We start from the raw sequence: 13,855 nt of genomic DNA, 5'->3' as shown, positions 1-13,855 counted from the left end.
CATGAACATCGCGGCGCTGGTGGTGTGGCAGGGCAGCGTCTACCTCATTCCGCTCATCACCACGCCCTATCTGGCCCGCGTGCTCGGACTCGAGCCGTTCGGCTACCTGGCGATCGCGGGCGCGGTCGTCAGCTACATCTCCCTGGTGTCCGAATGGGGCTTCAGCCTCAGCGCCACGCAGAAGGCCGCGCAGAACGCATCCTCCCCCGAGGTGCTGCGCCAATTGTTCTGGGATGTGTCGCTCGCGCGCGCACTGCTCGCCACCGCGGCGATCGTCGTGGCCGCCATCGTCGTCCTGCTGGTGCCCGGCCTGCGCGCCATGGCACCCGTCCTCCTCGCCTATCTCCTGCAGGTGGTGTTCAGCATCCTCAATGCCGGCTGGCTGCTGCAGGGGGTGGAGCGGATGGTGGGCTTCGCCTCGGCCTCCCTCGCCGGACGCCTGCTCACCGTGCCGCTGATCTTCCTGTTCGTGCGCACGCCCGACGATGTGGTGATCGCGGCCGCCATCCAGGGCGGCACGTTCCTCATCTCGACCCTCGCCTCCCTCTACGCCGTCTCACGCACCGTGTCGCTCGGCCCCGTCCGGCCCAGCCTGTCCGGCGCCTGCCGCGAGATTCGCGAGGGCATGCATATCTTCATCTCGACGGGCGGCGTCAGCCTCTACAGCCAGGCCAACCTCCTCGTCCTCGCCGCCATTTCAGGAGCGGCCCAGGCCGGTCTCTACACCGGCGCGGACCGTATCAAGCGCGGCGTGCAGGGGGTGATCGGCCCGGTCAGCATGGGCGTCTTCCCACGCGTGAGCAATCTCCTCGTCCACGCACCCCATCGCGCGCGTCGCCTGATGACGATCGTCGCCGCCGTCCAGGCGGCGGTGACGCTGGCGCTCAGCGTGCTGATGTACGTCTCGGCCGATATGGTCACTCAGGTCTTCCTCGGATCGGACTTCGTCGGGGCTGCGGATATCGTGCGCATGCTCGCGCCCGTCCCGTTCATCGTCGGGCTCAGCAACATTCTCGGCATCAACATCATGCTGCCGCATGGCATGACGCGGACGTTCATGCAGATCACGCTCGGTGCGGGCGTGCTGAACCTGACCCTGCTCGTGCCGCTCTGCCTTCTCTATGGCGGCGTGGGCGCCGCAGCCGCCACCACCATCACCGAGGCCATGGTGACCTTGTGCATGGCCGGGGTGGTCTATGCGCGGCGCCACCGCCTGTTCCCCACTCCACAGGGCGTCGCAAGCCCGGCCTGAACCGTGAGGTGATCGCACATTGACGTGGCCCGTGCTCGTCTTCTGGGTTCTCCTCACCTGGGGCGTCTTCAGCCGCGGACCGGTGCTGCTCCATCTGTTCTTCGCCTCGGCCGCCTTCGGCACGCTGGCCGTGGTTCCCGTACAGGCGGTCGGCGGCATCAATCTTCTGCCGCAGGCCGTCTGCGCCGCCGCCCTCGTCGGCAAAAGCCTGCTGGATGGAGGCATGCGCCGCCGGGCCATCGCGCTCGCCTTCGACCTGCGCGGATTGGGCTGGCTGACATTGTTCTGGGCCATGGCACTGATAGTCACGGCGTTCGCGCCACGCATCTTCGCCGGCGCGGTGGACGTGGTCTCCATTTCCGGCGTGAAGGAAGGGCCCCAGCCTCTGCGCCCCGGCTCCTACAATTTCACCCAGATGGCCTATCTCACGCTCTCGGTCGCCACCACGCTCGTCTTCGCGGCCCTGCCTCGGGATGGGCAGATCGGGGGCCGCGTCCGGGAAAGCGTGCTCGTCGGCGGCGCCGTTCTCGCACTTTCCGGCTTCGCGGTCATGGCGCTGGACGCGGCGGGCCTTTCAACCGTTCTCGACGCATTCCGCACGGTGAATTACGCGCTTCTGACGGAGGTGGAGACGCTGGGCGTGCGTCGTCTCACGGGGCTGATGGCGGAGGCCTCATCCTTCGGCGCTCTGGCGGTGGTCTATGCCGCGCTCGTCGCGTTTCTGGTGCCCGGCTTTCGGGGCCGCTGGCGCACGTTCGCCGCCGGCCTTGCATTGGTGCTCTTTCTGCTGGCGGTCCTATCCACCTCATCGACCGCCTATGTCGGCATCATCCTCTGCCTCGGCCTGTTGGCAACGGACTGGTTGCGGCGCCTGACGACGCCCGTGATCGAGTACCGGAGCAGTTCCGCCACTGGTTATTTCGTGGCCACGGGGCTGGTCGCGACCGGTCTGGGAGTGCTTCTGTTCGCCCCTCACTGGATCGATTACGCCCACCGCATGGTCGACCTCATGCTGTTCGAGAAGGTGACGTCAGATTCCTATTTCGAGCGCATGAGCTGGAACGAGACGGCCTTCAACGGCTTTCTGGCCACCAGCGGCATCGGTGTTGGGATGGGGTCCGCGCGGGCGTCCAACTGGTTCGTGGCCGTGCTCTCCAACACCGGGCTGGTCGCCAGCCTGTTCATGGCGCTGTTCATCCTACAGACCTTCGGACGCCGAAGCCCTGCGCGCTCCCCCGGGCAATTAGAGATACTTGTCTCCCTGAAGGCGAGCCTGCTGGTGTGCCTCGCGCTTGCGGCGCTTGCCGGGACATCCGCGGATTTCGGCGTGGGCGTAGCCGCAATCTACGGGCTCATTACCCACTTCGGATGCGTTGTGACACATGGCATTCACCGGCAGCCTCTTGCTCAGCCGTCGTCTCCCGAGCCGGGCATCGCGGCCTAGCCGCCTTCCTTGACGGCGCGCAGGAAGGCTTCCCGAAACGGCGATTTCTTCAGCGAATTCCAGCAGACATATTTTCGGTACAGCCAGAGCGATCCGCTGCCGATGATCAGAGCCTTGATGCGCTTCTTCAGGCCGGAATTGGGTTTCCAACTCTGCTCGAAATGGTGGATCGTGTAGTTCAGCCTCTTGCCGAAGGAGGGCTGCTCGAAGGCATAGCGATCGGCCACATGAATGCCATCGACCGTTTGCTTCCGTCCGTTCAGGCGAAACCCTGGCACATGATCGAGGAAATATTGCGTGAGGGTGTCGTTATTCGGCGAGATCAACGTATCCGGATCATGATCGTGCATGGCCCTGATCTCGCTGACCACCTTGTGACCCGGCTCGCATCCGATCACCGCGGTGCCCAAAGTCGAATCCCACATAAAGCCGATGAACATCTGGTGGTTCAGCAGAGGATCGAAGGGTCGAACCACCTCAATGTCGGTGTCCAGATAGATACCGCCATATTCTTGAAGCACGTCGAGGCGAACGTAATTGGTGACGAGAGACCATTTTCGGCGATCGTAAGCCCGACTGATAGCCTCCGATTTTCGAAAATCATAATTTTGCTCGGTCCAGGTGCGGACCTCATAGCCTGTTTCACGCAGGCTCTCGATCGAGCTGACGCAGCTTTGGATCTTGCTGCTCATTGCGCCGCCGCCGAACCAGCAGAGATGAATGATCTTCGGAATCGTCATGCGTCACCTCGGCAGGCACACGAAGGCCCGGTTGATTTGTATAAATGCCATTCCTCAAAATAGAAAAAACTTTTCGAGGCCACCTCCGCAGCATTTCTAAGGCTATTTTGCGTAAATGCGGACGTAATCGACATACATATACGAAGGATTTGGAGTGTCCGTGATCGGCCAACCGCTTCCGAGCGCAAGATTCAATAATGGGAACAAGGGCTGCGCAAACTCAGGCGGCGATTCAATTTGCCAATATGATTCACCGTCGAGGTAGAACGTTGTCACGTCCGGCGCGACCAGCACCCCAAAGCGGTGGAATGTTTCGGTCAGATCGAAGTCAAATCGCGCCACATGAGGCACCTTGCGGGCCGGGTAGACCTTGTCCATCGACCAGATGTGATAAACGCTGTGGATCGACCTCGGGTCACGGCCATATAATTCGAGAACGTCGATTTCCACGGCATAACGCGTCCGTTCAATGCCCATCAGCCAGAAGGCCGGCCAAACGCCGGGACCGGGTGGCAGCTTGGCCCGCATTTCGAAATAACCGTATTGTTGGGCAAAGCCGCTGCCTTTCAGATTATGGCCCGCCAACAGCCCCGATTCCCACCGCCCCTTCTCGTTCTTGCGCGCCTCGATCCTGAGGATGCCGTCCGATACCGTGAATGGAAAACCGGGCCGGGGATCAACGAATTTCGCATCGCCGAAATCACCGTTCCAGGGCGTATGGGCTATCCAGCGGGTGCCCGGCCCCCAAGGAGAGACGTCGAGGTCGTCAAACTCATCCGCGAAAACCAACCGGTAGCCGTCGAGGTTCAGGCGTTCCGCCTTATTTGCCGCCTGCTGAGCCTCGACCGGCGTAAACGCAGCAATCGAAATCAGCAGAGCAAACGCAAACACTCGACAGTTAAGGTCCGTCATGCGTAGCTCCATGATCGTTTGTGGTGTTCCCGCTATTTGTACTTGAGGATGTTCTTCGGGTGCGCGCGTCCGCACAGCAAATCGACCACACCCAGAAGATTTCCAAGCAATCGGCCTCTCCGGTCCACGTAGGGCTCGGGACGCAGCGCACGCCGTATATTCGAACCCACATTTCGGGCGACCTGGATCAATGCACGATCCGCATCGATCGTGCGTTTGCGGAACAGGTACCAAGGGTTTGCGATCTGCGAATAGCCGAAACGCACTCCCGAAATGCGCCCGCGCTTCACCCCCAGGTGAATGCCCTGCATGCGGCTGTTGATCACCACCCGACCATAAGAGGCAATACGGCGGCTGAAGTCGACATCCTCAAGCCAACCGTAAAGCGGGAGATCCTCGTCGAACCGGAGACCATGCATCCTCAGCACAGACATCCGCACGGTCATGTTGCAGCCGTAGCCGTTGTACACGCTGCGAATGGCGGCTTCGTCGACCTGCCGATGGCCGGCCGCGATGATGGCCCGCGCCTCGTCCGTCGACAGACCCGGCCCCGGAGCCCCATCGGCCAGAACCAGGCCGGATGCCAACACCACATCCGGCTGCGCAGCGAGAAATCCTTCCACCTCCTGGAGATAATCGGCCATCGGAAAAAAATCGTCGTCGAAGAATGTCAGGAGCGCGTCGTCGTGCGCGCACAATCGGTCGATGATGGCGTTGCGCTGGTAACAGGACCCCCGAGGCGCTTCCACGAGACTGACCTTCAGTGGCAGTGACGCGACGAATGCCATATCCACATCGTCTGGCGTTGTGGGGCAGATCAGCACCTCGTCCGGCAGGCGCGTCTGTCTTGAAATCTCCAGCAGGGTTTCGTTGAGGACGACCCGTCGCCCGGATGTGGGGATCGCCACGAAAAGAGGTGCTGGCGCCATGAACAACACTCCACGATCTTCCGATCACGACAGGGGTGAGTCCGCTCGCGCCTTCCACCGGGCCGGCAGCGACGATCTTCGCCTTCCCGTAAGCAGAAAGCATGCCAACCAAAGCGGGAAGTCTGTACGCTTACGCGCCCAGATGGTGCCGTTACAGCTGCGAAATGTGATGGGCCAGCCGGATGCTGAGACACACGATGCTGAAGGTCGGGTTTGCCGCCGCCGAGGTCGGGAAAACACTGCTTGAGGCCACGAACAGATTGGCCAGTCCGTGCACGCGGCAATCCGGCGTCACCACGCCCGATCTCGGGCTCGCACCCATGCGCGTGGTCCCGATCTGGTGGTAACCGTCTCGGGCCTGGCTCAACACCGCGTCCATCCGGGCCCGGGGCTCCTGCCAGTACTCGAGCCGACCCTTGCCGGAAGCGCGCAAGGCCCCGTCGAAATGCTCGTGCGCCCGCAGGATGGAGCGGGCGTCGTCCTCGCAATAGCGGAAATCGATCGACAGGCGCGGCCCTGTTTCGCCGGAGGATGGCGCGCTCAGGAAGATCCGGCTCTGCCGGTTCGGCGCCTGCTCGGCGTGGTAGCGCAGCGAATAATGGCCGTGGGGATTGGGCAGAAGGATCGGCAGTTTGCCCCGACGCGCCATCCAGAGCAGCCGCGCCGTATCCGCGAGCGTCACATGAGGCCGCCTGAGGATGTTGCCGAGATGGCTGACCATGCCGCCCCACCGCCGGGCGGCGGTGCTGCGCAAGCCGCGTGAACGCGCGAGCCCCCGCAGCATCGCGGTGTGCGAGGCGATATAGGCGAGCGATAGCGCGCCGCTTCCATGCTCGCTGTTCATCAGCGGCGCGGCCCTCAGCGTGAAGGCGGTGTTGAGCATTCGCATCCGTGTTTGCACATCGTCGGCGACACGCAAGCGGCGCTGATGCGCCACCCCCGTGCGGTCGAGCTGGACCAGAAGATCGCCCGCCTCCTCCGGCCGTCCGATAATGATGGTCGCGATCTCGCCCGTCACATGGCCCATGTAGAAACGGCCGAGCGGGCTTTCGGGCGGAAACAGAAGCGGATGCTCTGCCTGAAGGTCGAGCAACAGGGCGGTGGTCTGGATGCCGCCGCCCGCCAGCACGTAGATGTCGGCCTTCGGCCCGGCCCGCATGCCGGATTGTCCGGATGCGCGCAGGCCCCGGATAATCTCCCTCTCGCTGTCGGCCTCCAGCGCCAGCACCCTCATCCCGGAATAGAGGTGGATCCTTTGCGAGCGTGAGATGTGGGGGCCATAGGAATGGGCCAGATTCCACGTCGCGGTGATCTGACCCAGACTGCCGGCATCCACGCCGCCCTGCATTTCCCAAAGCGGCAGGTCGGACGTGAATTCCCGATCTCCGAGGCCCAGAAAACGGCGGGCCGCCGACTCCCATTTCATCATTTCGGCATGGGCGATCGGCCAACCGGACTCCGGTACGTAATCGCGCACCGCGAAGTCGATCGCATCGAGCGGAACGCACAGCCCGCCCCAGGCGGTCGAGGTTCCTCCGAATTGATGGCGGGCGCCGACATGCAGCGGCACGTGCCGCTCCTCGTCCAGAATGTCCGCGGTGAAGATGGGACGGGCTTTTCGGCGTGGGCGGCCCGTGCCCGCCTCGACCAGCGCCACCGAGAGATTACGTGCCTCGCATTCCAGAGCGAGGGCCAGCCCGCCCGGTCCGGAGCCGATCACGCACACGTCGTAATGTGGGGAACGCCCATCGCCCTCGGCCACGATCATGCCCGGCCCCCGCGCCACAACATCGCCGCACGCTTCGGTTGTTGCAAAACGGCGACTGCAATTATCGCGCCAGCGACTGACTTCGTCCGAAACCGTGGAAAAGCCGAGAGAAAAACCCGCCTTGGCGTCCGGTTCAGACCGGTATAAGGGTTAACAAGATGCGGCTGGTCGGGGGCACATTCCTATGACGGGGACCAGAATCGTACCGGTAATTCTTTGCGGCGGCGCAGGCTCCAGGTTGTGGCCATCGTCTCGCGAAAGCCGGCCCAAACAGTTCATTCCTTTTATCGGCGACCGGTCGAGCTTCCAGGAAGCCCTGCTGAGGGTCTCGGACCCCGAGATCTTCGCGCCCCCCATCGTGGTGGCCAACCGGGACCATCGCTTTCAGGTGGCGGAGCAGCTCGCGGAGCTCGGCATCTCGGCCGATGTCCTGCTGGAACCGGGGCGGCGCGATTCAGGGCCGGCCATCGCGGTCGCAGCGCGCTTCTGCCACAACCGCGATCCGCACGCGGTGCTCCTCACCCTCGCCGCCGATCATCTGGTGGAACGTCCGGAGGCATTCTCACGGGCCTGCGTCGCGGCTCTGCCTGCGGCGGAAGCCGGGCGCATCGTCGTGTTCGGCATCACGCCCAGCGGGCCGGTCACGGGCTATGGCTATATCCAGGCTGCGCCCGAAATCGGCGAAGGCGGTCTTCATCCCGTCGCCGCCTTCGTCGAGAAGCCGGACGCCGCCACCGCCGAGCAATATGTCCAAGAAGGCTATCTCTGGAACTCGGGCAATTTCCTCTTCAGCGCCGAGGCCATGCTGGCGGATTACGCCCGGTTCGAGCCCGACAGCGCGGCCGGCGTCGACAAGGCCGTCGCCGGCATCGAGCAGGATCTCGGCTTCCACGTCCTGCCGGCCGATCGTTTCCTCGGCATCGCGGCCAAATCGATCGATTATTCCGTCATGGAGCGCACGGAACGCGCCTCCGTCATCCCGGTCGATTGCGGCTGGTCCGATATCGGCACGTGGTCCGCGATCTGGGATGCCAGTCCGAAGGACAAGAACGGCAACGTCACGCGCGGCCCTGCCCAGATGGTCGGCAGCGAGAACTGCATCGCCATCAGCGACAAGCCTGTCCTCGCGCTGTCGGGCATGAAGGATGTCGTTGTCGTGGTCGATGACGACGCGGTGATGGTCGCCAACCGTTCCGATGCCGAAGGCGTCAAGGCATTGGTGGGCCATCTGCGCGAGAAGAAGATCGCGCAGGCCACCGCGCATGCCCGTGGCTACCGGCCGTGGGGCTTCTACCAGTCCCTGGATTCCGGCTCGCGCTTCCAGGTGAAGCGCATCGTCGTGAAACCGGGCGGCACCCTGTCGCTGCAGAAGCATTTCCACCGGGCGGAGCATTGGGTCGTCGTGCGCGGCACGGCCGAGGTTACGATCGGCGAGACCACGAAAATCCTCTCGGAGAACGAATCCACCTACATCCCGCAAGGCGCGATGCACCGGCTTCGCAATCCCGGCCGCATCGATCTCGAACTGATCGAAGTGCAGACCGGCAGCTATCTCGGTGAGGACGACATCGAGCGCTTCGGAGATATCTACGGGCGCTAGCCGCCCCGGACGCCGCGGCTACGGCCGCGGCGCAGCATCCGGCAGGGCGATCGTCTCGGAGAAACGCGCCTGTTCGAGTCGCAATTGCTCGCGGGTTCGCCAGACGCGCTCCAAATCACGGTAATAGATGCATTCCGATTGCGACGCGGCATCTTCGGCCAATGCCGAGAGCCGGTCGGCCTCGACACGATAATGCGCCGCCTCAAAATCGGGGTTTCTTTGAGGTACTGGCTGAACGCTCATGATTACCTCCAATATTGGCCGGGCAGCGTAATCGGCCAAGCTTTACGATGTAAACGGGCCTTTCGCATCTGTCCGCTTTCAAGCTTTTGATTCAAATTTCCGAAAACGACCGGATGGACAGGCCTACCCCCTCTCCAAGGGACGCCGCTCCGCCTTCATAAGCGCACAAACCGCAACACCTTTTGGTTGCATATCAAATACTTAGCGGCATCTGATTATGATCAGGGCAATGCGAGTTCAATATTTATACAGAAACGCGATAACATCCTGATTGTATTTGCCTATTTTCATAAAAAATCAGATGCAATCCCGTGTGGCGTGTGCAAGTTTTCGTTTCGCTGTCCCGCGTCCTTTTGCTCCTCTCCTCAATGGGGGTCTTCGTGTTTGACTGGCTGATCGTTGGAGCCGGTTTTGCCGGCAGCGTCCTGGCCGAGCGACTGGCCAGCCAGCGCGGGGACCGGGTGCTCGTCATCGACCGGCGGCCGCATATCGGCGGCAATGCCTATGACCGCTATGATGATGCCGGCATCCTGATGCACCAATACGGGCCGCACATCTTCCACACCAATTCGGACGCGATAGTCGATCACCTGTCGAAGTTCACGCAATGGCGCCCCTACGAGCATCGTGTGCTGGCTGAGGTCGACCAGCTCCTCGTGCCGATCCCCATCAATCTCGACACGGTCAACACGCTCTACGGGCTCGATCTGACATCCGAGGAACTGGAGAGCTGGTTCGCCGCACGCGCCGAGCCGGTCGACGAGATCCGCACTTCGGAAGATGTCGTGGTCAGCAAAGTGGGCCGCGAACTCTACGAGAAATTCTTCCGGGGCTACACCCGCAAGCAATGGGGCGTCGATCCGTCCGAGCTCGACAAATCCGTCACGTCGCGCGTGCCGACCCGTACCAATCGCGACGATCGCTATTTCGGCGATACGTTCCAGGCCATGCCGCTGCACGGCTACACGCGCATGTTCGAGCGCATGCTCGATCATCCGAACATCAAGGTGATGCTGCAGACCGATTATGCCGAGATCCGCGAGGAGATCGTCTACAGCCGGCTCATCTTCACCGGCCCGATCGACGAATTCTTCGGCTTCCGCTACGGCAAGCTGCCCTATCGCTCGCTGCGCTTCGACCACCAGACGCGCGACGTCGAATGGCACCAGCCGGTCGCGGTGGTGAACTATCCGCAGACGAACGATTACACGCGCATCACCGAATACAAGCACCTCACGGGGCAGCAGAGCGCGCGCACGACGCTCACCTACGAATATCCAAGCGATGTGGGCGACCCGTATTACCCGGTGCCGCGGCCCGAGAACGCCGAGCTGTTCAAGAAGTACGAAGCCCTCGCGCGCGCTTTACCCGACGTCTGGTTCGTCGGTCGCCTTGCCACCTATCGCTATTACAACATGGACCAGGTCGTCGGGCAGGCGCTCGCCACCTTCCGGCGCATCGAGGAAACCCATCCCGTCCACCGGCGCAAACGTGGCGACGGCCAAACAGCCGAGCGGGCCGGCTGAGGACACGCGGTTCGATATCGAAGAGATGGTGATCCCGGGAGGGCTCGAACCTCCGACCTACGGTTTAGGAAACCGCCGCTCTGTCCAGCTGAGCTACGGGACCGCCGGGGCCTGTGCTAGCATAGGCGCGGGCGATTTGCAGCCCGTTGCGCACGCATTCGCGGGCAAGATCGAGCCTCATGTTTCGCCGTTGCGTCCTCTCCTTTTGCGCATCGCTCCTGATCGCGGCTTGCCTTGTCTTCACGGCCCGCGCCGCGCCCTGCCCGCCCCCGGCATCCGGAGGGGTTACCGTGGATCGCGCCCTGGACGGCGAGACCCTGAGGCTTGAAGACGGCCGCATCGTCCGCGTGGCCGGCATCATCGCGCCCTCCGCAGCAGCCCGCTCCCGCCTGGACGCGCTCACCGCCGGCAAGGCGATCACCTTGCGCCCCATGTCGCGGCCGCTCGATCGCTGGGCGCGGGTGCAGGCGCATATCGAGACGCCGGAGGGCGTCAATCCCGCCGAAACGCTCATCGCAGAAGGGCTCGGCCACGCCGCCTCGATCGGACGCGACACCTGCCTGACGCCTTATCTTGCTGCTGAAGCCCGCGCCCGTGCGGGCAAACTGGGCATCTGGCGCGATGGCGGCAGCCAGGTTCCGGTGCGGGATATCACCGCCCTCACCGCCCGTTTGGGCCAACATGTTGTCGCGGAAGGCACACTCGCGTCCGGACGTAGTTTCCGGGGTCGCGTCTATTTGAATTTTGCGCAATATTGGAAAAACGGGTTGAGCATCGTGATCGCACAACGGGACTGGGACGCACTCGGCAAGGGCGCATCGCCGGAGGATCTGGCCGGGCGCGCGGTCCGTGTGCGCGGCTGGCTCGAATGGCGAAACGGGCCTGCCATTGTGGCCAATCCGTCGGAACCCATCGAATCTCTCGATGGGCAGCCTCTTGCGGCGATGGAGCGGTGACGGCGTCGATGCGGTTCGGTTTGGCAAGACGCCATGGCGGCCTCGGTCTCGTCGCCTTCTGCGCACTCTTTCTCGCGGCCTGCTCGGCCACGCAGAAGGCAGATGCGCCCACGCTCGGCCTCGCGCCCAGCGTCGCGCCGCGTGTGGTCGGGGCCGATACGCCCAGCCGGCGCGAACACACCCGCATCCTCGCCGCCTATGGCGGAGCCTATGACGATCCGGCGCTCGATGCGCTGCTCACCCGCATCTCCGCCCGCATCAGCCGCGCGTCCGACCGGCCGGACATCGTCTATCGCGTCACCGTGCTGAACTCGCCTTCGGTCAACGCGTTCGCGCTGCCGACCGGCGATCTTTACGTCACGCGCGGGCTTCTTGCGCTCGCCTCCGACAGCGCTGAGATCGCCGGCGTCATCGCGCATGAAATGGGCCATGTCACCGCCCACCACGCCTTCGTGCGCGCCGACCGGGAGCGTCAGGCCGCCCTTGTCAGCCGTGTCGCAACCGAAGTTCTGAACGATCCGGAATCCGGCGCCGCCTCGCTTGCCCGCTCCCGCATGGCTTTGGCCAAGTTCTCGCGCGAACAGGAACTAGAGGCCGACGGCATCGGCGTCCGCACGCTCGCCAAGGCCGGCTACGATCCTTACGCGCAGGCCCGCTTCCTTAACGCCATGGGCCGCAATGCCGGCCTGCGCGCCACGGCCCAATCACAATCCTCGGCCGATCTCGTCTCCAGCCATCCTGCCACGCCTGAGCGCGTGCAGCTTGCCCTCGCCGCAGCTGAGAAAGTCGGCAAACCCGGTGATGGCGCGCGTGATCGCGACGCCTTCCTCACCGCCGTCCAGGGCATGGTCTATGGTGACGATCCGAGCCAGGGCTTCGTGCGGGGCAGCCGCTTCATCCATCCTGTGCTCGGCTTCGTGTTCGACGCGCCGCCCGGTTTCGCGTTGGAAAACGCTGCGGAATCCATCGTCGGCCTCGGCCCGAACGACACGGCCTTGCGCCTCGACAGCGTGAAAGTGCCGCCCAGCCGCGACATCGGCGAATATCTCGGCACGGACCTCATGGAAGGCGTCGAGGTCGGCCCGGTCGAAAAGCTGACGATCAACGGCTTCCCGGCCGCGACCGCACAGGCCCAGGGACGCGACTGGCAATTCCGCCTCGTCGGCGTCCGCTTCGGGTTCAACGTCTATCGGTTGGTCTATGCCACCCGCAATCTGACGCCAGAGACGGACGTCGCCTTCCGCAATTCGCTGATGAGCTTCCGCCGCCTCACCGGGTCGGAAGCCGTCGACGTGCGTCCGCAGCGTGTTGCGGCGGTCGAGGTCAAGCGCGGCGATACGGCCGCCAGCCTTGCCGCGCGCATGACCATTCAGGATCGCGCGCTTGAGCGCTTCCTCATCATCAACGGCTTCACTTCCGCAGAGGAAGTGAAGGCCGGGGAACGGGTCAAGCTCATCGTCGAGTGATCAGACGAAGGCGGCCATTCCACCTTCCAACGCGCGCTTCAGCTTCTGCAGCGCGCGATGCTCGATCTGACGGACGCGCTCCTTGGAGATGCCGAGAACAGCGCCGAGAGCCTCAAGCGTCTGCGATTCCTCGGCCAGCTGCCGCGCGCGAATGATCTTCAGCTCGCGCTCGTCCAGCACTTTGAGCGCATCTCGTAGCCAGTCGTTGCGGCGTCCCTCGTCCACGCGCTCGGCCACGATCTCTTCGGGCAAAGGCCCGTCGTCTACCAGAAAGTCCATGCGTTCCGAACTGTCGGATTCACCGTCCGTCAGCGGTGCATTCAGCGACATGTCCGGCCCGGAAAGCCGGGAATCCATCGTCGCCACGTCCGCTTCGGACACGCCAACAGCCTGTGCGATCTCACGATAGATCTCGGTGTTGCTCAGCCCTTCGGACTGGCGCGCCAGCCGCCAGCGCAGACGGCGCAGGCTGAAGAACAGAGCCTTCTGGGTCGAACTCGTACCTCCGCGAACGATCGACCAATTGCGCAGCACGTAATCCTGGATCGCGGCGCGGATCCACCACGTGGCATAGGTGGAAAACCTGACCTCGCGGTCGGGGTCGAAACGCGCGGCCGCTTCCAACAGGCCGACATGGCCTTCCTGAATAAGGTCGGACATCGACAAGCCGTAATGGCGGAATTTGCCGGCCACCGAGATCACCAGCCGCATATGCGAGGCGGCCAGACGGTGAAGGGCGGCTTCCTCGCGGCCCTCTTTCCAGCGAACGGCGAGCACGTGCTCCTCGTCCCGCTGAAGGAATGGCGCGTTCATCGCTCTGCGAACGAAACCCGGACCTACACCTTCGGCACTTGCCATGATCAACGCTCCTTCCACCGTCCCGCAGCGCCGCAGCGCAACGGGGATCATAAGAAGAAACGGCACAGCGCTTGATTGGTTCGATTGCTGCCCTAAAAAGCATGCCCCCAACGAAAAAGGCCCGGCTTGAAGCCGGGCCTTGATGCACAAATCTCTCGGAA

Annotated in this window: 12 protein-coding genes and 1 tRNA gene; 6 read left to right on the top strand and 7 right to left on the bottom strand. The window is 63.4% G+C overall.

The genetic code is table 11. From position 1 onward, the window contains the following. Position 1 precedes the first annotated feature (1 nt). Positions 2 to 1,252, top strand: a complete 1,251-nt coding sequence (locus tag ACQ6S1_RS13545; RefSeq protein WP_445041734.1) for an oligosaccharide flippase family protein — start codon at positions 2 to 4, stop codon at positions 1,250 to 1,252. Positions 1,253 to 1,271: 19 nt separating this feature from the next. Next, positions 1,272 to 2,696, top strand: a complete 1,425-nt coding sequence (locus ACQ6S1_RS13540) for a hypothetical protein (protein ID WP_445041733.1) — start codon at positions 1,272 to 1,274, stop codon at positions 2,694 to 2,696. Here the strand turns inward: ACQ6S1_RS13540 and ACQ6S1_RS13535 are convergent. The 4 genes from ACQ6S1_RS13535 to ACQ6S1_RS13520 all read right to left on the bottom strand — a co-directional run bounded on the left by ACQ6S1_RS13535 (position 2,693) and on the right by ACQ6S1_RS13520 (position 7,045). Beyond that, a complete protein-coding gene (locus ACQ6S1_RS13535) occupies positions 2,693 to 3,436 on the bottom strand; it encodes a glycosyltransferase family 32 protein (RefSeq protein WP_445041732.1) in 744 nt (247 codons plus the stop codon). The genes ACQ6S1_RS13540 and ACQ6S1_RS13535 overlap by 4 nt on opposite strands. A gap of 102 nt (positions 3,437 to 3,538) precedes the next feature. After that, positions 3,539 to 4,348, bottom strand: coding sequence for a glycoside hydrolase family 16 protein (locus tag ACQ6S1_RS13530; RefSeq protein WP_445041731.1), 810 nt, complete (start codon positions 4,346 to 4,348; stop codon positions 3,539 to 3,541). 32 nt (positions 4,349 to 4,380) lie between these two features. Continuing rightward, the gene (locus tag ACQ6S1_RS13525; protein WP_445041730.1) at positions 4,381 to 5,277 is read right to left on the bottom strand and encodes a glycosyltransferase family 2 protein; all 897 of its coding nucleotides are present in this window, start codon (positions 5,275 to 5,277) and stop codon (positions 4,381 to 4,383) included. A 151-nt stretch (positions 5,278 to 5,428) separates the two neighbouring features. Next, positions 5,429 to 7,045, bottom strand: a complete 1,617-nt coding sequence (locus ACQ6S1_RS13520; protein WP_445041729.1) for a GMC oxidoreductase — start codon at positions 7,043 to 7,045, stop codon at positions 5,429 to 5,431. A 184-nt stretch (positions 7,046 to 7,229) separates the two neighbouring features. Between ACQ6S1_RS13520 and ACQ6S1_RS13515 the strand changes: the two genes are divergently transcribed. After that, positions 7,230 to 8,645, top strand: a complete 1,416-nt coding sequence (locus tag ACQ6S1_RS13515) for a mannose-1-phosphate guanylyltransferase/mannose-6-phosphate isomerase (protein ID WP_445041728.1) — start codon at positions 7,230 to 7,232, stop codon at positions 8,643 to 8,645. Positions 8,646 to 8,663: 18 nt separating this feature from the next. Here ACQ6S1_RS13515 and ACQ6S1_RS13510 read toward each other — a convergent pair whose 3' ends face one another. Next, entirely contained in the window at positions 8,664 to 8,888 is a 225-nt protein-coding gene (locus ACQ6S1_RS13510) for a hypothetical protein (RefSeq protein ID WP_445041727.1), read from the bottom strand. Between the two features lie 380 nt (positions 8,889 to 9,268). Between ACQ6S1_RS13510 and glf the strand changes: the two genes are divergently transcribed. Then, positions 9,269 to 10,414 carry a UDP-galactopyranose mutase gene (gene glf / locus ACQ6S1_RS13505; protein ID WP_445041726.1) on the top strand — a complete coding sequence of 382 codons (1,146 nt, stop codon included), beginning with the start codon at positions 9,269 to 9,271 and terminating at the stop codon, positions 10,412 to 10,414. Positions 10,415 to 10,440: 26 nt separating this feature from the next. Here the strand turns inward: glf and ACQ6S1_RS13500 are convergent. Beyond that, positions 10,441 to 10,517 (bottom strand) — tRNA-Arg (locus tag ACQ6S1_RS13500). Positions 10,518 to 10,704: 187 nt separating this feature from the next. Here ACQ6S1_RS13500 and ACQ6S1_RS13495 point away from each other — a divergent pair. Both ACQ6S1_RS13495 and ACQ6S1_RS13490 read left to right on the top strand, forming a co-directional pair. Further along, entirely contained in the window at positions 10,705 to 11,370 is a 666-nt protein-coding gene (locus ACQ6S1_RS13495) for a thermonuclease family protein (protein WP_445041725.1), read from the top strand. Between the two features lie 8 nt (positions 11,371 to 11,378). Further along, positions 11,379 to 12,836, top strand: coding sequence for a M48 family metalloprotease (locus ACQ6S1_RS13490; protein ID WP_445041724.1), 1,458 nt, complete (start codon positions 11,379 to 11,381; stop codon positions 12,834 to 12,836). Here ACQ6S1_RS13490 and ACQ6S1_RS13485 read toward each other — a convergent pair whose 3' ends face one another. Continuing rightward, positions 12,837 to 13,694, bottom strand: a complete 858-nt coding sequence (locus ACQ6S1_RS13485; protein ID WP_445041723.1) for an RNA polymerase factor sigma-32 — start codon at positions 13,692 to 13,694, stop codon at positions 12,837 to 12,839. It abuts the gene before it with no gap. Between the last annotated feature and the right edge of the window lie 161 nt (positions 13,695 to 13,855).

Source organism: Terrihabitans aquatilis (assembly GCF_052542005.1).
This window is presented reverse-complemented; position numbering and strand designations above follow the sequence as displayed.